Source organism: Pseudomonas sp. PDM04 (genome assembly GCF_014851765.1).
Lineage (GTDB): Bacteria > Pseudomonadota > Gammaproteobacteria > Pseudomonadales > Pseudomonadaceae > Aquipseudomonas.
In genome coordinates this window covers 374,911-393,836 of record NZ_JACVAI010000005.1, presented here as the reverse complement: position 1 = coordinate 393,836, position 18,926 = coordinate 374,911, and the positions used below count along the sequence as shown (strand labels likewise).

General features: G+C 62.5%; 16 protein-coding genes. 5 read left to right on the top strand and 11 right to left on the bottom strand.

What is annotated here, in order from left to right:
- Window positions 1-852, bottom strand: a complete 852-nt coding sequence (gene motA / locus IB249_RS21365; protein ID WP_192307695.1) for a flagellar motor stator protein MotA — start codon at window positions 850-852, stop codon at window positions 1-3.
- 166 nt (window positions 853-1,018) lie between these two features.
- Here motA and IB249_RS21360 point away from each other — a divergent pair, with 166 nt between their 5' ends.
- From IB249_RS21360 to IB249_RS21345, 4 genes are all read left to right on the top strand, one after another.
- Entirely contained in the window at window positions 1,019-2,557 is a 1,539-nt protein-coding gene (locus IB249_RS21360; protein WP_192307694.1) for an HDOD domain-containing protein, read from the top strand.
- A 39-nt stretch (window positions 2,558-2,596) separates the two neighbouring features.
- Window positions 2,597-3,412, top strand: coding sequence for a thiosulfate sulfurtransferase (gene rhdA, locus IB249_RS21355; protein WP_192307693.1), 816 nt, complete (start codon window positions 2,597-2,599; stop codon window positions 3,410-3,412).
- A gap of 18 nt (window positions 3,413-3,430) precedes the next feature.
- Complete coding sequence (asd, locus tag IB249_RS21350) at window positions 3,431-4,291, top strand: archaetidylserine decarboxylase (RefSeq protein WP_192307692.1); 861 nt, start codon at window positions 3,431-3,433, stop codon at window positions 4,289-4,291.
- Between the two features lie 131 nt (window positions 4,292-4,422).
- Complete coding sequence (locus IB249_RS21345; protein WP_192307691.1) at window positions 4,423-6,210, top strand: molecular chaperone; 1,788 nt, start codon at window positions 4,423-4,425, stop codon at window positions 6,208-6,210.
- 107 nt (window positions 6,211-6,317) lie between these two features.
- Here IB249_RS21345 and serB read toward each other — a convergent pair whose 3' ends face one another.
- The gene (gene serB, locus IB249_RS21340; protein WP_192307690.1) at window positions 6,318-7,532 is read right to left on the bottom strand and encodes a phosphoserine phosphatase SerB; all 1,215 of its coding nucleotides are present in this window, start codon (window positions 7,530-7,532) and stop codon (window positions 6,318-6,320) included.
- Window positions 7,533-7,667: 135 nt separating this feature from the next.
- Here serB and IB249_RS21335 point away from each other — a divergent pair, with 135 nt between their 5' ends.
- Window positions 7,668-9,191, top strand: a complete 1,524-nt coding sequence (locus IB249_RS21335; protein WP_192307689.1) for an AhpA/YtjB family protein — start codon at window positions 7,668-7,670, stop codon at window positions 9,189-9,191.
- Between the two features lie 240 nt (window positions 9,192-9,431).
- On the opposite strand, the gene IB249_RS21330 is transcribed toward IB249_RS21335, so the two are convergent.
- The 9 genes from IB249_RS21330 to IB249_RS21290 form a co-directional block, all read right to left on the bottom strand.
- Window positions 9,432-10,145 carry a membrane integrity-associated transporter subunit PqiC gene (locus tag IB249_RS21330; RefSeq protein WP_192307688.1) on the bottom strand — a complete coding sequence of 238 codons (714 nt, stop codon included), beginning with the start codon at window positions 10,143-10,145 and terminating at the stop codon, window positions 9,432-9,434.
- 176 nt (window positions 10,146-10,321) lie between these two features.
- Window positions 10,322-12,589, bottom strand: coding sequence for a DNA topoisomerase IV subunit A (gene parC / locus IB249_RS21325; protein WP_192307687.1), 2,268 nt, complete (start codon window positions 12,587-12,589; stop codon window positions 10,322-10,324).
- Window positions 12,590-12,596: 7 nt separating this feature from the next.
- Window positions 12,597-13,121, bottom strand: coding sequence for a TIGR02281 family clan AA aspartic protease (locus IB249_RS21320; protein WP_192307686.1), 525 nt, complete (start codon window positions 13,119-13,121; stop codon window positions 12,597-12,599).
- Window positions 13,118-14,107 (bottom strand): esterase-like activity of phytase family protein, encoded by a 990-nt coding sequence (locus tag IB249_RS21315; RefSeq protein WP_192307685.1) that lies wholly within the window; start codon window positions 14,105-14,107, stop codon window positions 13,118-13,120. Before IB249_RS21315 ends, IB249_RS21320 begins: the two co-directional genes overlap by 4 nt.
- On the bottom strand, window positions 14,107-16,011 hold the full coding sequence (gene parE, locus IB249_RS21310; protein ID WP_192307684.1) for a DNA topoisomerase IV subunit B: 1,905 nt from the start codon (window positions 16,009-16,011) through the stop codon (window positions 14,107-14,109). The genes IB249_RS21315 and parE overlap by 1 nt, the downstream gene beginning before the upstream one ends.
- Window positions 16,012-16,064: 53 nt before the next feature.
- A complete protein-coding gene (locus IB249_RS21305; protein ID WP_192307683.1) occupies window positions 16,065-16,673 on the bottom strand; it encodes a YqiA/YcfP family alpha/beta fold hydrolase in 609 nt (202 codons plus the stop codon).
- A 184-nt stretch (window positions 16,674-16,857) separates the two neighbouring features.
- Entirely contained in the window at window positions 16,858-17,673 is an 816-nt protein-coding gene (gene cpdA, locus IB249_RS21300) for a 3',5'-cyclic-AMP phosphodiesterase (protein WP_192307682.1), read from the bottom strand.
- An 83-nt stretch (window positions 17,674-17,756) separates the two neighbouring features.
- Window positions 17,757-18,209, bottom strand: coding sequence for a DUF1249 domain-containing protein (locus IB249_RS21295; RefSeq protein ID WP_192307681.1), 453 nt, complete (start codon window positions 18,207-18,209; stop codon window positions 17,757-17,759).
- The gene (locus IB249_RS21290) at window positions 18,200-18,817 is read right to left on the bottom strand and encodes an NUDIX domain-containing protein (protein WP_192307680.1); all 618 of its coding nucleotides are present in this window, start codon (window positions 18,815-18,817) and stop codon (window positions 18,200-18,202) included. The genes IB249_RS21295 and IB249_RS21290 overlap by 10 nt, the downstream gene beginning before the upstream one ends.
- Between the last annotated feature and the right edge of the window lie 109 nt (window positions 18,818-18,926).

Here is an 18,926-nt window from a genome sequence, read left to right as displayed (position 1 = left end):
TTAGCGACCGCGAACCGCTTGTTCCAGCTCAGCGAAGCTAGGACGGTGCGCCGGGTACAGAACCTTGCGCCCGAACTCCACGGCCAGCGAAGGCGGCATGCCGGAGGCCGAAGCCACCAGCGAAGCCTTGATCGCTTCATACACGTTCAGCTCTTCCTTGGCATCATGAGCCAGGGAGTGGGCCAGCGGACCGAAGAAACCGTACGCGGCGAGAATACCGAAGAACGTACCGACGAGCGCCGCACCCACGTGCAGGCCGATGGATTTCTGGTCACCGTCGCCCAGGGACGCCATGGTCACCACGATACCCAGTACGGCCGCGACGATACCGAAGCCCGGCATGCCGTCGGCGATACCGTTCACCGCGTGGGACGGATGCTCGAGGTCTTCCTTGAGGCTGTAGAGTTCCATGTCGAACAGGCCTTCCAGCTCATGGGGAGCCATGTTGCCGGACGACATGATGCGCAGGTAATCGCAGATGAACGCGGTCATGCGTTCGTCCTTGAGCACTGCCGGGTATTTGGCAAAGATCGGGCTGGCGGCCGCGTCTTCGATGTCGCCTTCGATGGCCATCATGCCTTCGCGACGACTTTTGTTGAGGATCTCGTACACCAGCCCCAGCACTTCCAGGTAGAAAGTGTGGCTGAAACGGGAACTGAACATGCCCAGGGACTTCTTGAGCACGTGCATGGTCATGTAGCCAGGGTTGGCCTGCAAGAATGCACCGAGGGCTGCGCCGCCGATGATCAAGACCTCGAAGGGTTGGATCAGGGCCGCAATCTTGCCGTGGGAGAGCACGTATCCGCCGAGCACGCTCGCGAACACGACGATGATGCCGATTATTTTAGCCATAGGTAGGAGAGCACTTACTGAGTCGGGTTCAAGGTCATATTCGGAAGTTAAAAAATCTCTTCTTCTACTTATCGGCAAAACTGCGCCAGACTATAGCCAGTTCAGGCGAAAAGCCAATTTGGCCCATTCAGGGCGCAGGTATTGCAGACGATGATCACGTCCAACCATGGCGAATGAAACGAACGTTCCAGCTCCAAAACCGACCACGCTCGAAGGCTGGGTAAAGCTTCTCGATGGTGTTCGCCTGCCCGTCCCGCAAGCCAGCCACGACCGGGTTTGCAAGGCAATCGGCGACAATCGCAGCTCGCTGCGCGATATCGCCGAGCTGATGCAGGACAGCCCTGCGCTGGCCCTGAGCGTGATTCGCGAAGCCAACCGGCAGACTCACGGCAGCATGGCCGAACCGGCGGAAAACCTCGAAGTGGCGATCACTCGCCTGGGCTTGAAGCGCACCGAAGAGCTGCTCGCGCGCCTGCCCGCGATGCCTGAATCGCAAATTCCCGTGACCCTGCGCCAACTGCAGTTGATCAGCCAGCACGCGACCCAGCAGGCCAATGGCTTTTTCGCTGCACGCCTGGCCCGGCTGTGGCAGGACATCCATTGGGGCAGTCTGTTGTTCCTGTCACCGCTGTGGCCGATGGCGTTGACTCACCCGCAACTGCTCGAGGAGTGGGAGCTGCGGGTCATCCACAAGGGCGAGTCGGCACGCACCGTCGAGAAACAATTGTTCGGCGTGCGTTTGCTGCGGATTGCGCAGAAGCTGGTGGAGACCTGGCGCCTGCCGATCTGGGTGCAGCAGGGTTACAGGCTGCTGCTCAAGGAACAGCGCGAGCTGGTGAAAGTCCTGCGCATCGCCCGTGACGTCGATCACCCGCTGCGCCAGCAGAACCGGCTCGATGACGACCCGACGTTGCGTCGCTGGCTCAATCAGCCCGCCAACACCGTGTTGCTGGCCAACGGCCTGGCACTCTCGGCGCAACAGTCCTGGGACTGCCCGCACAGTGAGCGCTGGCAGTACCTGACCAGCCTTTACCTGCAAATGCCCATGGACGAGTTGCAGCAGCAACTGCACCAGCAGGCGGCCAACAGCGCACGCCATCACGCTGCGCCGGACCTTTGGCACCCTGCCATTGCGCTGCTGTGGCCGTGGGGCTCCTCGCACGTCCCCGCCGGCCTGATGCCCGCCCCGGCCCCGACCACCGAAGACCTGGCCAAGTGGCGCGTGCAATGTGCCGAGCTGCTGGTGGAACCCAGCCGGTTCACCAACGCCATGCACTTGACCAACTCGGCCCGGGACGCCCTGGTGGCGTGCGGCATGCGCCGGGTGATGATCCTGATGGCGGACCGCACCCACGCCAATCTTCGGGTGCACCAGACGGCCGGGCTGCCCAAGGAGGCGGGCGGGCTGAATTTCGTGGTCAGCCAGAGCAACGTGTTGCAACGCCTGCTGGCGCAACAGGCCCAGGTGCGTATAACGCCGGCCAACAACGCACAGTTTTCAGCGCTGTTGCCGCCTGGCCTGCGCGCACAATTTCGCGGTGATCACCTGCTGCTGCGCTCGCTGGTCAACAACGGCCGCGTGATCATGATCGTGGTGGCGGATCAGGGAGGCGGGCCGTTTTCGGACATCACCGTGCAGGCTTTCGGTAAAACCGCGCAGTGCATCGAGAAAGCCCTGCACAGCTTTAGCCATCGCGGCCAATGACCCGCTACAATCCTCCCCTTTGTGCTCTGGAGACCTCACATGTCTGACTTCTCTGGCTTGCCGCTGGTGATTGAACCGAGCGACTTGCTCCCTCGCCTCGACGCCGGTGAACTGATTCTGGTGGACCTGACCAGCAGCGCCCGCTATGCCGAAGGGCATATTCCCGGCGCGCGCTTCGTCGATCCGAAACGCACGCAACTCGGCCAGCCACCGGCGCCGGGCCTGATGCCACCGCAAGCGGCGCTCGAGGCGTTGTTCGGTGAGCTGGGCCACAACCCCGATGCGGTCTACGTGGTCTATGACGACGAAGGCGGCGGTTGGGCCGGGCGTTTCATCTGGTTGCTGGACGTCATCGGTCACCACCGATACCACTACCTCGACGGCGGCCTGCCAGCGTGGCTGGCAGAAGGTTCGCCGATGTCGATCCAGGTCCCGCCAGCGGCTGGTGGCCCGGTTTCGTTGACCCTGCACGAGGAACCCACCGCTACCCGCGAGTACCTGCAAAGTCGCCTGGGTGCGGCTGACCTGGCAATCTGGGATGCGCGCGGACCGCTGGAGTATTCCGGCGAAAAAGTCCTGGCCGCCAAGGCCGGACACATCCCCGGCGCGGTCAATTTCGAATGGACCGCGGGCATGGACCCGGCGCGCAACCTGCGCATCCGTACCGACATGGCGCAGATCCTGGAACAACTCGGGATCAGCAAGGACAAAGAAGTCATCACCCATTGCCAGACTCACCACCGTTCTGGCTTCACCTATCTGGTGGCCAAGTCCCTCGGTTATCCGCGGGTCAAGGGCTACGCCGGCTCCTGGGGCGAATGGGGCAACCATCCCGATACGCCCGTCGAGATTTAAGGTTTTTAAGGACAGTTAATGAACAAGCGTCTGTTTATCCTCAGCCAATACCTGCTGCCCCACCATTTGCTTTCGCGACTGGCCGGCTGCATCGCCGAATGCCGCGTGCGCTGGTTCAAGAATGCTTTCACCACATGGTTCGCCAAGCGCTACCAGGTGGACATGTCCCAGGCCCTGGTCGAGGACATCACCGCCTATGAACACTTCAACGCCTTCTTCACCCGCGCCCTGAAGGACGGTGCACGCCCGCTGGACGAAACCCCGGGCGCCATCCTCAGCCCCGCCGATGGCGCGGTCAGCCAGCTCGGCCCGATCGAGCACGGTCGCGTGTTCCAGGCCAAGGGCCACAGCTTCAGCGTACTGGAATTGCTCGGAGGTGACCCGGCCAACGCGGCGCCGTTCATGGGCGGCGATTTCGCCACCATCTACCTGTCGCCCAAGGACTACCACCGCGTGCACATGCCACTGGCCGGCACCCTGCGCGAGATGGTCTATATCCCGGGGCGGATCTTCTCGGTCAACCAGACCACCGCTGAAAACGTTCCGGAGCTGTTTGCCCGCAACGAGCGGGTGGCGTGCATTTTCGACACCGAGCGCGGGCCAATGGCCGTGGTGCTGGTCGGCGCGATGATCGTGGCGTCGATTGAAACCGTGTGGGCGGGCCTCGTGACCCCACCGAAACGCGAGCTGAAAACCTTCCGCTACGACGAAGCCGCCCGCGCGCCGATCCATCTGGAAAAGGGCGCCGAACTGGGTCGCTTCAAGCTGGGTTCGACGGCGGTCGTGCTGTTCGGCCCGGATCAGGTCAAGTGGGCCGAAGAACTGGGCGCCGGTTCGCCGGTGCAGATGGGCCAGGGGCTGGGCCTGCCAAAAGCCTGAACATCCGCCCCGCAGGAGCGAACTCCTGCGGGGATCGTTGCACCGGCAACACATTGCATCCCCCTCATCCCGTCCATAGCTGCTAGAGTCGAACCGTCACTGCCCATTTCCGCCTGGAGTTTGTATACGGCATGGATGAAACCAGTCCCCACCTTCTGTTGCGGGCCCCGACTCCCGCACTGTCGCGCCTGTCGTTCTGCGAGGCCACCCCGCGTGACCTCAAGCGCTGGATCGCCGACTTGCCCAAGGCCAATATCGGCGAAACCGCACGCCGTCTCTATCAGGGCCTGAGCGAGCTCAACCAGTTGCTGACCCCCAGTGACAACCGGCTGCAGCTCCTCGAACTGCTGCGGCCCGAGGTGTACTACGTCTGCAAGCACCTGGAGCGACATTTCCTGCACCAGTCGATCGTCCTCGACGAACGCTCGCGCAAGATCGCCAATCTTTGCCAGGCACTGCAAAGCCACCTGGCGATGGGCTACAAACAGATTGTCGTGCGCATTGCCCCACGCTTCAGCAAGGACCGCGCACCGCTGCTGACCCTGGCCTTGCAACGGGCGATGCATGGCCTCAACGGCTCGCTGGTGCGCGCCACCGAACTCTATTGCCCGGTGCCGGACGGCCTGTGGCTGGAGCTGCACCAGCTGTATCGAATCGCCTGCACCCATCGCCTTCAGCGCCTGAGCCTGCGTGACGAGCTGGCCAGCCAGACGCAAAACCTGAGCATCGAGCAGACGTACCTGGCCGCCCTGCTGCTGGGCGCCGCCCGCTGCAACCAACTGCGCCAGAGTCAGATTGCGCGGCTCGCCGAAGTCCTGGAGCCCTGGAGCCAGTGGCTCAAGCTGGAACCGCAAGCGTCGGGCACCGGTTTGTTCGCCGTCGCACCGGCGCTCGATGTCGGCCCGCGCTACCGGACGAAATTCCGTCCCGAGCAGCTGGAGAGCCTGCTGGCTTTCGATCCGCAGCCACTGGTCGCCGCCATCGAGGGCCATCTGCAAAACAGCGACAGCCCGACGCCACTGCCCGTACCGGCGGGGCTGAGCCTGGATACGCTGCAACACCTGAGTGCCGCCTGGGGCCAGGCGGTCGAACGCAGTTTCCAGCGCACGGCCAGTCAGGGCACCTTGACCCTGTGCGTGGGCATGAGCGCGCTGCACTTCTATCTGGGCGGGCAACGACCCTTCAGCGAGATCCTGAAAACCCCGGGTGTCGGACGCGCGCAGTTCAAGGCCAGCGAGCCCGCCGGACGCGACAGGGATCAATGGCGCCATGCGTTCGATGCAGCCCCTCAGGGCACCGCCGATGCGATGCTGCCGTATGAGGAAATCGAGTACCCGCAACTGCAGAATGACGACAGTCACGAACCCTCCGATCACAATCGCCACTTCCCGACCTATGCCCTGCCGGTGATCAATCACAGCCCCGGGGGCTATTGCCTGGCGTGGCCGGGCGAGGTGCCCGCCGAATTGCAGGCGGGCGAAATGGTCGGTATCGAGGATAGCGCCGGGGCCGGCTGGAGCATCGCCGTGGTGCGCTGGGTCCGCCAGGTTCGCGGCGGCGGTACGCAAATGGGCATCGAACAGGTGGCGCCCTATGCCGAGCCTTGCGGCCTGCAACTGGTGCGTACCCGGGACGAACACAGCCATTACCTGCGCGGCCTGCTGCTGCCGGCCATCAGCGCAGTCGACCTGCCGGCCACCCTGCTCGCACCGCGACTGCCCTTTCAGGAAGGCAACAAAGTGCTGATCAACACCAACGGTGAAGAACGCCGGGCCGGCCTGGATCGGCGGGTGGCGAGCACGAACAGCTTCAATCAGTTCGCCTACCGCTCACTGGAAGCGGCCAGAAACGACAACGCCGCAGGAAGCGGCGCCGTCAGTTCGGAAGAGAATTTTGATTCGTTGTGGAAGACGCTTTGACCTTCGGCTCCTGAATCGCTATCGCGAGCAGGCTCGCTCCCACAGGAACAGTGTAAACCTGTGGGAGCAGCCTGCTCGCGATGGGGTCAGCTCAAGCGGCGATCAACTCAGAGCTGCCCGTCACGATCGCGAAAGCCCAGCAGGTACAGCACGCCATCCAGGCCCAGCGTGGAGATCGCCTGCTTGGCCGATTGCTTGACCAGCGGTTTGGCACGGAAGGCCACACCCAGGCCGGCAATGGCCAGCATCGGCAAGTCGTTGGCGCCATCGCCCACCGCGATGGTCTGCTCCAGGCGCAAGCCTTCCTTGACCGCCAGCTCCCTGAGCAGATCGGCCTTGCGCTGCGCATCGACGATCGGTTCGACCGCGACGCCGGTCACCTTGCCGTCAACCACTTCCAGCTCATTGGCGAACACGTAGTCGATGCCCAGCTTGGCCTGCAATTGTTTGGCGAAGTAAGTGAAACCACCCGACAGGATCGCCGTCTTGTAGCCCAGACGTTTGAGCTCGGCGAACAAGGTTTCGGCGCCTTCGGTCAGGCGCAACGAGGCGCCGATCGAATCCAGCACGCCGACATCCAGGCCTTTGAGCAAGGCCAGGCGTTCTTTGAAGCTGGCGCGGAAGTCCAGTTCGCCGGCCATCGCCCGCTCGGTGATTTGCGAGACCTTGTCGCCCACGCCGGCCGCCTTGGCCAGTTCGTCGATGACTTCGGCTTCGATCAGCGTCGAGTCCATGTCGAACACCGCCAGACGACGGTTGCGGCGGAACAGTGAGTCTTCCTGGAAGGCGATGTCGACATTCAGTTCCTGGGCCACGTTGAGGAACTCGGCACGCAGCGCCTGCGGATCGGCCGCTTCGCCGCGCACCGAAAACTCGATGCAACCCTTGCCTTTGTCCGCCGGCGTATCCAGCGGCATGCGCCCGGAGAGACGATCGATGTGATCGATGTTCAGGCCATATTTAGCGGTAATCGCGCTCACTGCCTGCAATTGCCCGGCGGTCACCTTGCGGGTCAACAGCGTCACGATGTGGCGCTTCTTGCCCTGGTTGCCGACCCACTGCTGGTAATCCTCCTCGGAGACCGGCGTGAAACGCACCTGCTGGTCGAGCTCGTAGCCCTTGAACAGGATGTCCTTGAGCACCGAGCGGCCTTGCTCGGTGTCGGGAATTTCAACCAGGATGCCGAACGACAGCGTGTCGTGGATCACCGCCTGGCCGATGTCGAGAATGTTCACACCACCCTGGGCCAGGACGCCGGTAATGGCCGCAGTCAGACCCGGACGATCGGATCCGGTGATGTTTATCAGGACGATTTCGCGCAAGGCGCACCCCCGCAGGTGGAAAAAAACCGCATTCTACCCACTTTCAGTGACCATCGGGCACCGTGAGCGCTTTGCCGGTCTAGGGCCTGTCGCTATACTGCGCGTCAACTTCACGGACAAAAGAGCCGAGCGCAAGTGAACCGGCCCACGCCAGTAAAAACCGATAACTTCTTTCTGCTGATCTTCCGTGCACTGCGCCACCGCCGTGTACCGATTGCATTGCGCATCGCCAGCCATAACGTGATCCTGGTCGCCCTGGCCCTGGTGATCTACGCCTGCGTGATGGGTTTGCAGTTCAAGCAGGCCATGCACGAACAGGCGGATGCCCTGGGCGAAAGCCTGACCACGCAGACGGCCACCTCGGCCACCGAGCTGCTGGTGTCCAACGACATCCTCAGCCTCAACGTGCTGCTCAACAACCTGACCAAGAACAAGCTGGTGGCCCACGCCGCCATCTACAGCGTGGATAACCGCATCCTCGCTGAATCCGGTCAGCGCCCCAAGCACGGCCTGCTGGGCGAAGCCGAGGGCATGTACCAGAGCAAGATCACGTTCCAGGACGTGACCGCCGGGCAGTTGCGCATCAGCCTGGACATGGACCAGTTCCAGCAGCCGATGACCATCAGCCTGCAGAGCATGGGCATTTTGAGCGCCATCCTGTTGGCCCTGTCCCTGGCCTTGAGCCTGCGCCTGGGTCGTCACCTCTCCACACCGCTGCTGCAATTGCGCGTGTGGCTGCGCAATATCGACGAATACACCCCGGCTACCGGCCGTCAGGACGAAATCGGCGACCTGGCGCGCCAACTGCACGCCAACTTCGCACCGGAACCGGCCGAACCCGAGCCCGTGCCGGAACCCGAGTACGACGACAGCGAGTACACCGACGCCGACGATCACGAGCCAGCCTTCGAAGTGCGCAACCTGCGCGACCCGAGCTTCGATGAGACCAAGCCTGTCGCCAGCCTCAGGCCTGCACCTCGGCATATCGTCAGCACCGTCGAAGACGATGATGACGAAGATCCGTTTGCCGATCTGCGCGACGAGTCGGCATCGACCCCGGCGATCAAGCCGCAGGTCTCCAGCGTACCGCAGCACAGCGCGGTTCTGGCCGTGCAATTGGGCGCTCAGGACCAACTGCGTCGCTTGCCCCGGGCACGCCTGGAAGAACTGCTGGAACGCTACCGCGACTGCCTCGATCAGGCGGCGTCGCTGTATCAGAGCGAATTGCACACCCTCAACGATGGCAGCACGCTGATGCTGTTCCACACCGAGGACAGTGGCGACGATTACCTGACCAATGCCATCTGCTGCGGCGAATTGTTGCGCGCACTGGGCCATCAGTTGCAGATCGAAGTCGCCGACAGTGGCATCACCCTGCAATTGCAGCTGGGCCTGACCCTGGGCGATGAGTTGTTCGGCCTGAGCCAGATCGACCTGCTGCTGACCGAAACCGCTCAGGACGCCCTGGCCCTGTCGCAACACAGCCGCAACCTGCTGCTGGTGGAGCGCAGGATCAGCGACGACGCCCTGATCCGCCAGCGTGCGCGTATCCGCCCGATTGCCAGCCCTGAGGGTGCCTGCTGTGTAGAGCGCTTGATGGAGCCTTATCCGTCGATGCTCGAGCGGCAACTGGCGCGGATGCATGAGCGTCGGGCGTAAACCTTCGGCCCTGCTGCAAGAAAGCCCGCAGACAAGCGATTGTCTGCGGGCTTTTTTGTGGCCTTCACTGGCGTCATCGCGAGCAGGCTCGCTCCCACAGTGGTCGGTACTGGTCACAACACAAAACTCTGTGGGAGCGAGCCTGCTCGCGATGGGGCCAGCATAGACAAACGAGACTTCCAACCTGCAGAAACAACAAAGCCCGCAACAGGGCGGGCTTGGTCTTGAAGCCATCCGGCTTTAGAAGCGGAACACTTCCATATCGGTGCGGATCGGAGCGGCCATCGGGATCTTGGGCTGTTTCTCCTGCTCCGCTGCCGGTGCAACAGGCTTGGCAGCAGGCTTTTTAGGGGCTTCGGCAATCGGTGGCTGGTTGGCCAGTGGCTTGAGCGCCACGGAAAGCTGCTCGGCCAGACGCTGCAACAACACGCCCTGGGCCTGCACCTGGGCCGCGGTGCCACCGGCATGCTGCTCCTGCAGGTGAACGATGCGGTTATCCCGAACCTGACCACGGCGATCGATCAGGCGCCATTGCGCATCCAGGATCGCCGGTTGCGACTCACCCGAGTCCAGCCGCGTGATGGTCAGCAAAACCTGAACGTCCGGGGTGAAGCCGAGGGTCGCCGGGGCCAGCACCACACGCTGGCTGTCCAGGTGACCCGCGACCTGGCGCAACAACAGCTGATCGATGTCGGAGGAAAGGCTGCCAGCCCAACGACCGTCGGTCGAGGCCTGAAGGCTGCCATCCGGTTGACGCTGCAACAGCGTTTCACGTTGCAGGTAGTCCGCAACGACGACCGGACCCAACAATACCGCCATGCCTGCGGCTTGCGCAGGTTGTGCCGGACTTCCGCTGTCCAGCTGATACAGCGACACCGGCTGGTGAACGCTGCAACCCGCCAGGCCAAGAACGCCGGCGAGCATCAAAATAAAAGGAAGGCGCAGAGCAGTCATCGTCCCATCCAGGTGGTTGCCACAAGGCTAACCACAGTGAAAATACTCAATAAATATGAAGAACGCTCGACCACGCCGGCGCTTGAAAGGCCATATCATCCGTGAATATGCGTTCCGACTCCAGCGCCAAAGCGCCGATCTACGCGTTAAATCGTAGATCGGGCGCTCTAGGACGCCTAATTGAGGTTTTCGACGAGCAGCGCATCCACTCTCTGGAAGCCACGTGGCAATTTGTTACCACGACGCCCACGTTCACCTTTGTAGTGCTCGAGGTCGTCCGCTTTCAGTGACAAGGTACGTTTTCCGGCCTGCAGCACCAATGTGGCACCCTCCGGCAAAACAGCGATGTCCGTGACATATTCTTCGCGATTGGCCACACGCTCACCGGAAATACCGATGATCTTGTTGCCCTTGCCCTTACCTAATTGTGGCAGATCGCTGATTTTGAAGATCAGCAGGCGACCTTCGGTGGTCACCGAAGCCAGCCAGTTGTTCTCACGGTCGGCCACCGGACGCGGCAGGATCACTTTCGAATTGTTCGGCAGGCTCAGCAGGGCCTTGCCCGCCTTGTTCTTGGCCTGGAAGTCTTCACCCTTGACCACGAACCCGTAACCGGCGTCGGAAGCGATCACGTACAGCGAATCGTCTTCAGGCATCAGCACGCATTCGAAACTCGCCCCTGGCGGCGGCGTCAGGCGACCGGTCAGCGGCTCGCCCTGGCCACGGGCCGACGGCAGTGTATGGGCCGCTACCGAGTAACTGCGGCCGGTGGAGTCGATGAACACCGCGTACTGGTTGGACCGCCCGGCCGCCAGCGCCTTGAAACCATCCCCGGCCTTGTAGGAAAGCCCGGTGGCGTCGATGTCGTGGCCCTTGGCGGAGCGAACCCAGCCTTTTTCCGACAGCACCACGCTGACTTTCTCGTTCGGCAGCAGGTCGTGCTCAGTGAGGGCCTTGGCTTCGGCACGCTCGACGATGGGCGAGCGACGGTCGTCACCGTAGGTTTCGGCGTCTTTGAGCAACTCGCTGCGCACCAGTTTCTTCAGTTTGGCTTCGCTACCCAGCAAGGCTTGCAGCTTGGCCTGCTCCTTGAGCAGTTCGTCCTGCTCGGCGCGCAGCTTCATTTCTTCCAGGCGCGCCAATTGACGCAGACGGGTGTCGAGAATGTAGTCCGCCTGGATTTCGCTGAGGGCGAACCGCTCGATCAGCGCCGCCTTGGGGTGTTCCTCGGTACGGATGATATGAATCACTTCATCCAGGTTGAGGTAGGCAATCAGCAAGCCGTCCAACAGGTGCAGGCGACGCTCGACCTTGTCGAGGCGGAATTGCAGGCGGCGACGCACGGTCTGGACCCGGAACTCCAGCCATTCGACCAGCAGGGCCCGCAGGTTTTTCAACTGCGGTTTGCCGTCCAGGCCGATGATGTTGATGTTGACCCGGTAGCTCGATTCCAGCTCGGTGCTGGCGAACAGGTGCTGCATCAAGGCATCGTGGTCGAAGTTCTTGCGCGCACCGGGAATGATCACGATCCGGCACGGGTTTTCGTGGTCAGACTCGTCACGCAGGTCGGCGATCTGCGGGGCCTTGGACGGTTTGGCCTGCATCATCGCCGCGATCTGTTCCAGCACCTTGGCCCCGGAGACCTGGTGCGGCAGCGCGGTGACGATGATGTCACCGTCTTCGACGTGGTACACGGCGCGCATGCGCACCGATCCCTTGCCGGTTTCATACATTTTCAGCAGGTCGGCGCGCGGGGTGATGATTTCCGCTTCGGTCGGGTAATCCGGGCCCTGGATGTGTTCGCAGAGCTGCTCGACCGTGGCCTTGGGCTCATCGAGCAGGCGCACGCACGCCGACGCCACTTCACGCAGGTTGTGCGGCGGTACGTCCGTGGCCATGCCCACGGCGATGCCGGTGGTGCCGTTGAGCAGGATGTTCGGCAAACGTGCCGGCAACACCAGAGGTTCTTCGAGGGTGCCGTCGAAGTTCGGGCCCCAGTCCGCCGTGCCCTGGCCCAGCTCGCTGAGCAGCACTTCGGAATAGCGCGACAGCCGTGCTTCGGTGTATCGCATGGCGGCGAAGGACTTGGGATCGTCCGGCGCCCCCCAGTTGCCCTGGCCATCGACCAGCGTGTAGCGGTAGCTGAACGGCTGGGCCATCAGGACCATCGCTTCGTAGCAGGCCGAATCGCCGTGCGGGTGGAACTTGCCGAGCACGTCACCGACGGTACGCGCCGATTTCTTGTGCTTGGAATCGGCATCCAGCCCCAACTCGCTCATCGCGTAGACGATGCGTCGCTGTACCGGTTTCAGGCCGTCGCCGATATGCGGCAGGGCACGGTCCATGATCACGTACATGGAGTAGTTGAGGTAGGCATTTTCGGTGAAGTCAGACAGTGACCGGCGTTCTACACCGTCCAGGCTGAGATCAAGGGAGTCGCTCATGCGGGCCTCATCGGTTCGTTGTCTGGCGCAGCAGCATGGTGCCACCGCGCTGGGTAAATTCAAGTTTGTTCAGCGCGCTCATGCCCAGCAGCACCTGATTGCCGTCCAGGCCGGGCGCGACCAGCGCGCGGACATCGCGCAAGACGATGTCGCCGACCTGCAAGCGGTCGATACGGGTTCGGTAACCCTGGCTCAGACCGTTTGCCGTGCTCAGGGTCACCCCGAAGCCTTCTTCCAGTTTCAAGCGTTTGGCCAGTTCGGCCGGGATCGATACATCCGTCGCCCCGGTGTCCAGCATGAAATCCACCGGCTGGCCGTTGATCTGACCGCTGGCGACGAAGTGGCCCTGCTGGTTGCTGACCAGCTTCACTTCGATGTAACCATCGCCCTGCTGCGAACTGACAACCACATTGGGATTGTTCTGGCGCGCTTCCCATTCGCCGAAGAATCGCGTGGCCAGGAACAGGCCGGCGCACCAGGCCAGGATCAGCAAGACCCGACCGGCGCGCTTGCCTGGCGGTTGCGCAGTCACGGCGCGGCGTTCCAGCCACCGTCAGGCGCGGCAAAGCGCCAGACGATCGGGCGCTTCTCGCCATCGGCGCGAGCCCCTCCATTGTTATCGATGCCGATCCAGGCACCCTCGGCGTCCACGATCAGCGCCTCCGCCAGGCCGTAGTCCTGGGCGTAACGCCGAGGTGGCTGCAGCGCCTCGTCGGCAAATGACCAGCACCGCTCGACCTTGGCCGTCACCGCGTCGCGGCGGCAAATCTCGAACGCATTGCGCTCGAGGGTGAACAGCTTGCCGTTGAACAATGACAGATCGGAAAAATCCCGCGATACCGCCTTGGCTTTGGGAAAGTTCGCCGGCTGCATTTCCACGCCGGCTTCGCTCAGCAGCACACACCCTGCATCGCAATCCCAGACCGTTTGCTGACGCTTGACCAGCAGCAGGCCACGACGTTCGCGCTCCGCCGCCAACCACAATTGATCGCCAGCGGGGTTGATGGCCAGGCCTTCGAACAGCGCGTTGAAGTGCAACAGCATGCCACTGGCCCGCGCCTCACGAACCAGCAACGGCGAGATCTTCAACCAGGACGCCGGCCCGGCTGGCGGCACTTGCAGCACAGCGGCATGAGCTTCGCTGACGATGTAGCGATTGCCGGCGCTATCGCAGGTGATGCCTTCGAAATCAAGGTCACCGCCGCGCACGAACGAAGCCACCCAGGTCCGCGAACGCAGGCCCCAGGGCAAACCGCTGTCCGGCACTGGCGGCACATCGATGTGCACGGTTTGCGCCTGCCAGGTTCCGTCACCGGGCTCCAGGCGGTAGATCTGGTCGTCGTCGCGATCGGATACCGTCCACAATTCCTTGCCGCACTGCGCCAGCCCCGACAGATTGCCGCCGCGCATGCCCTCCACGGGATGCTCGGACAACAGGCGCAACGACGGTGCCGGTTCGGCAAACACCGAACCACAGCCCAGAAGTAACGCACACGCCAGGGCAAAGCCAACCCGCATCAGCCAAGAACCTCGGCCAGGTTGCCTTTGGATTCGAGCCAGGATTTACGGTCGCCGGCGCGTTTCTTCGCCAGCAACATGTCCATCATTTCCGACGTCGCGTCAAAATCGTCCAGGGTCAGTTGCACCAGGCGCCGGGTGTTCGGGTCCATGGTGGTTTCACGCAACTGCGGCGGGTTCATTTCACCCAGGCCCTTGAATCGGGTGACCTGCGGTTTGCCGCGTTTCTTCTCGGCCACCAGGCGGTCAAGAATCCCGTCGCGCTCGGCTTCATCGAGGGCGTAGTAGATGTCCTTGCCCAGATCGATCCGGTACAGCGGTGGCATTGCGACATAGACGTGACCGGCATCGACCAGCGCACGGAAATGCTGGACGAACAATGCGCACAGCAGGGTGGCGATGTGCAGACCGTCGGAGTCGGCGTCGGCGAGGATGCAGATCTTGCCGTAACGCAGCTGGCTCATGTCCGCCGCGCCCGGATCGACACCGATGGCCACGGCAATGTTGTGCACTTCCTGGCTGGCCAGCACTTCGCTGCCGTCCACTTCCCAAGTGTTGAGGATCTTGCCGCGCAACGGCAGGATGGCCTGGAATTCCTTGTCCCGCGCCTGCTTGGCCGAACCGCCGGCGGAGTCACCCTCCACCAGAAACAGCTCGGAACGCATCGGGTCCTGCCCGGCGCAGTCGGCGAGCTTGCCCGGCAGTGCCGGCCCCTGGGTAATGCGCTTGCGCTCGACCTTCTTGCTCGCCTTGAGGCGCCGGCCAGCATTGTTGATCGCCAGCTCGGCGAGCAGCATGCCGGTTTCCGGGTTGGCGTTGAGCCACAGGCTGAACGCATCCTTGACCACCCCGGAGACGAACGCCGCCGCTTCCCGGGACGACAGGCGCTCTTTGGTCTGGCCGGAGAATTGCGGTTCCTGCATCTTCATCGACAGCACGAAGGCGATGCGCTCCCAGACGTCTTCCGGCGCCAGCTTGACGCCGCGCGGCAACAGGCTGCGGAACTCGCAGAACTCGCGCATCGCGTCGAGCAGGCCCTGACGCAAGCCATTGACGTGGGTGCCGCCCTGGGCGGTGGGGATCAGGTTGACGTAGCTTTCCTGAACGCTGTCGCCACCTTCGGGCAGCCACAACAGCGCCCAATCCACCGCTTCCTTGTTACCGGCCAGGCTGCCGCAGAACGGTTCGTCGGGCAGGCGTTCGAACTCGCTGACCGCATCGACCAGGTACGAACGCAGGCCATCTTCATAATGCCACTCGACTTTCTCGCCGGTGCCCTTGTCTTCAAAGCTGACCAGCAGCCCCGGGCACAGAACGGCCTTGGCCTTGAGCACGTGCTTGAGGCGGCTGATGGAGAATTTCGGTGAATCGAAGTACTTCGGGTCCGGCGCGAAGAATACGCTGGTGCCGGTGTTGCGCTTGCCGACGCTGCCAATCACTTCCAGTTCGGTTTTCTTGAAACCATCGGCGAAGGTCATCTGGTATTCATTGCCATCGCGCTTGACGCGCACCCGCACTTCGGTCGACAGGGCGTTGACCACGGAAATACCCACCCCGTGCAAACCGCCGGAGAACTGGTAGTTCTTGTTGGAAAACTTGCCGCCTGCGTGCAGCTTGGTGAGGATCAGTTCGACGCCCGAGACGCCCTCTTCCGGGTGAATGTCCACGGGCATGCCACGGCCATCGTCGCTGACTTCCAGCGAGTGGTCGGCGTGCAGGATGACCTGCACCGACGTGGCGTGACCCGCCAGGGCTTCGTCGACGCTGTTGTCGATGACTTCCTGGGCAAGGTGGTTCGGCCGACTGGTGTCGGTGTACATGCCGGGGCGTTTGCGCACCGGGTCGAGGCCCGAGAGGACTTCGATGGCGTCTGCGTTATAAGAGCTAGCGCTGGGAGTGGCCATGGGGTCTCTTCGTCCGCCTGTCTAAAAAGTGATCGATGAAAAAGAGCGAGTGTTCACAGTGCCGTGAAATCCATCGCCCGATACAAATCTGCGCCGATGCCGGCAAAACTCAGCATTGCCGGCAGTTGCGCGGCAAAACCCTGGAAACCATGATCGCCGCCGGCCTGGATACGCAAGGCACACGCCCGGTAATACTGCTCGGCGAGGCGATAGTCCAGTGTTTCATCGCCCGTTTGCAACCACACCTGGTACCGCTGCGGATCCCGGGGCGCCGGCACTTCCAGTTCGGCCAAGGCCGTCACATGGTCGTGGGTCAATTCCCAGGCCTCATCGGTATACAGGTTTTTCTGCGTCCCCAGGAACCCGTCGAACATCCGGTGCGGACTGACGGCAGGGTTGATCAGCAAGGCCTTGAGGCCATGGCGCTCGGCCAGGTGAGTCGCATAGTAGCCGCCGAGTGAGCTGCCGACCAGCAGTGGCCGCCCGAGCTCGGCAATCGCCTGCTCCAGCTGCGCGATGGCCTGGCGTGGATGGTGATGCAAGGCCGGGACTCGCAGATGACTGCTCAGGCCCAGACGCTCCATCACCTGCATCAACTGCGTGGCCTTTTGCGAAGCGGGCGCGCTGTTGAAACCGTGGATATAAAGGATCGAACCGGACATCTGGACTCCCTGTGTGTCGGGTGAGGAAGGGCGGAGTTTACAGGGAGTCGGGGGAATCGGGGATATCTGTGAAATTCAAGTCGTCTGGGCCGACGCCTTCGCGAGCAGGCTCGCTCCCACACAGTTTATGAGCGGCCCGGATCCACTGTGGGAGCGAAGGCCACGACGCGGCCTTGAGGAATGACTAGTAGCCGTTGGAGCCGTAATCCACCGTGAAATCGAACCCGGTCACCCGCTCCACACCGGTCTCGATCTGCCCGTCCGGCGACAACCGCAGCCAGCGGTAGCCCGGCGCCTGCTCACCGACCTTGAAATCGACGCTCCCTGGCTCGAACTGAATGCAGGTCGAGGGCGAAGCGATCAGGCGCACGCCGTTTCGAAACTGATCGATTTCCTGATGCACATGCCCCCACAACACCGCGCGTACCTGTGGAAAACGATCCAGCACGGCAAACAGCGCCTCGGGGTTGCGCAACCCGATCGGTTCCATCCAGGCACAACCAATCGACACCGGATGATGGTGGAAACACACCAAGTGATGGCGCTCCGGCGCTTCGCTCAAGGAACGCGCGAGCAACTGCAATTGCTCGTCCTGCAAATACCCCGGCACCGACCCCGGCACCGCCGAGTCGAGCAGGGTGACCCGCCAGTTGCCGATGTCCACCACCGGCTCCAGCAGCGCACTCTGCACGGCAGCCTCGGCCATGACCTGCGGCTCATCGTGATTGCCGGGAATCCAGCGCGCGGGCGCATCGAGCGGCCGGGTCAGGTCGCGAAACCGCTGGTAGGACTCCAGCGTGCCGTCCTGGGAAATATCACCACTGGCAATGATCAGGTCGATTCGCGGCTGTTGATGCCTGACCAGTTCGATGACCTTTTGCAGGCTCTGTCGCGTGTTCATGCCCAGCAAGGTTCCGTCGGCTTCGGCAAACAGATGGCTGTCGGACAGTTGCACCAGCAGCGCCGAATCGGCGGTGGTCAATGTGGATACGCTCGGCAAGGCGCTCTCCCAGGGCTCAAGTGGCGCAATTATGCTGGGGGACATGCAAAAGGGGAAACCCGTTAACCGGACGCAGTTCACAACTAGCGAACGACTTCGTACTCATGCCCCAGCGCCAGGCAGTGACTCAGCCATTCACCCAGGAACATGTTCAACTGGGCCTTTTCATCCGGCTGATGCATCGCGGCGTTCGGGTAAGGATAGATGCCGCGAAAGCGTCGTGCATGTTCGGCGCTGACCACTTCGGCCATACAGGCGTCGTGGTACACCTGAACCTCCAGTTGCGGCACCGGCAACCACGGCAGGCTATGTTCCTGACGCACCTGCAACGTCGTGGTGTACGGACAGACCTGCAGCACTTCCAGCGCCAGGACACCGAGCATCTGGTCGCCATGGGTCACGGCGATACGCCGTGCCGCCGGCTCGTTGCGCATGTCGGGGAGCAGTCGCATCAGGCGCGCGTAGTTCGCCTCGCAGGACGCTTGCAGCCCCGCCAGGTCGACCCTGTAACGATCGCGCAGCTTGTTTACGACCATAGCCCCCTCACTTCAACGCGGTTCAAGGCCAGCCATTGCAAGGCAATGATGCTGGCCGCGTTGGCAATTCGCCCGTCGCGCACGGCTTGCAGGGCATCTTCGAAAGCCCAGACCGTCACGCGGATATCTTCAGCTTCTTCCTCCAGTCCATGCAGGCCCCCGACTCCGTTCGTCTCGCAGCGCCCCAGGTACAAGTGCACGAATTCATTGCTGCCACCCGGCGACGGAAAATACTTGGTCATCGGCCACAGTGCGCGGAATTCCAGCCCAGCTTCCTCCTGCGCTTCGCGGTGGGCAACTTCTTCCGGCACTTCGTCCTTGTCGATCAGACCAGCGACCAGTTCGACCAGCCACGGGTTGTCGGTCTTGCCCATGGCGCCGACACGAAACTGCTCGATCAGCACCACTTCGTCGCGCTGCGGATCGTAAGGCAATACGCAAACGGCATCGTGGCGGACAAACACTTCTCGATTGATTTCGCGACTCATGCCGCCGCCGAACAATTCGTGGCGCAAATGCACACGGTCGAGCTTGTAGAAGCCCTCGTAGCACTTTTCGCGCCGAACGATATCGACGGCGGTTGGAATGGCGCTGGCAAAATCAGTCATGACTATCCTCGTTTGCACAATCCGATCCGAGGTTGCCTGCGTGTGCCTGCAACCTCGACTTCGCGCCATCCTAACGCGCCCGTGACGTTTGATGCAGCCCCTTTCCCGT

Bases quoted from the DNA above. Each gene is read 5' to 3' on its own strand.
- motA (WP_192307695.1), bottom strand. From the start codon at position 852: ATGGCTAAAATAATCGGCATCATCGTCGTGTTCGCGAGCGTGCTCGGC.
- IB249_RS21360 (WP_192307694.1), top strand. From the start codon at position 1,019: ATGGCGAATGAAACGAACGTTCCAGCTCCAAAACCGACCACGCTCGAA.
- rhdA (WP_192307693.1), top strand. From the start codon at position 2,597: ATGTCTGACTTCTCTGGCTTGCCGCTGGTGATTGAACCGAGCGACTTG.
- asd (WP_192307692.1), top strand. From the start codon at position 3,431: ATGAACAAGCGTCTGTTTATCCTCAGCCAATACCTGCTGCCCCACCAT.
- IB249_RS21345 (WP_192307691.1), top strand. From the start codon at position 4,423: ATGGATGAAACCAGTCCCCACCTTCTGTTGCGGGCCCCGACTCCCGCA.
- IB249_RS21330 (WP_192307688.1), bottom strand. From the start codon at position 10,145: ATGACTGCTCTGCGCCTTCCTTTTATTTTGATGCTCGCCGGCGTTCTT.
- parC (WP_192307687.1), bottom strand. From the start codon at position 12,589: ATGAGCGACTCCCTTGATCTCAGCCTGGACGGTGTAGAACGCCGGTCA.
- IB249_RS21315 (WP_192307685.1), bottom strand. From the start codon at position 14,107: ATGCGGGTTGGCTTTGCCCTGGCGTGTGCGTTACTTCTGGGCTGTGGT.
- parE (WP_192307684.1), bottom strand. From the start codon at position 16,011: ATGGCCACTCCCAGCGCTAGCTCTTATAACGCAGACGCCATCGAAGTC.
- IB249_RS21305 (WP_192307683.1), bottom strand. From the start codon at position 16,673: ATGTCCGGTTCGATCCTTTATATCCACGGTTTCAACAGCGCGCCCGCT.
- IB249_RS21295 (WP_192307681.1), bottom strand. From the start codon at position 18,209: ATGGTCGTAAACAAGCTGCGCGATCGTTACAGGGTCGACCTGGCGGGG.
- IB249_RS21290 (WP_192307680.1), bottom strand. From the start codon at position 18,817: ATGACTGATTTTGCCAGCGCCATTCCAACCGCCGTCGATATCGTTCGG.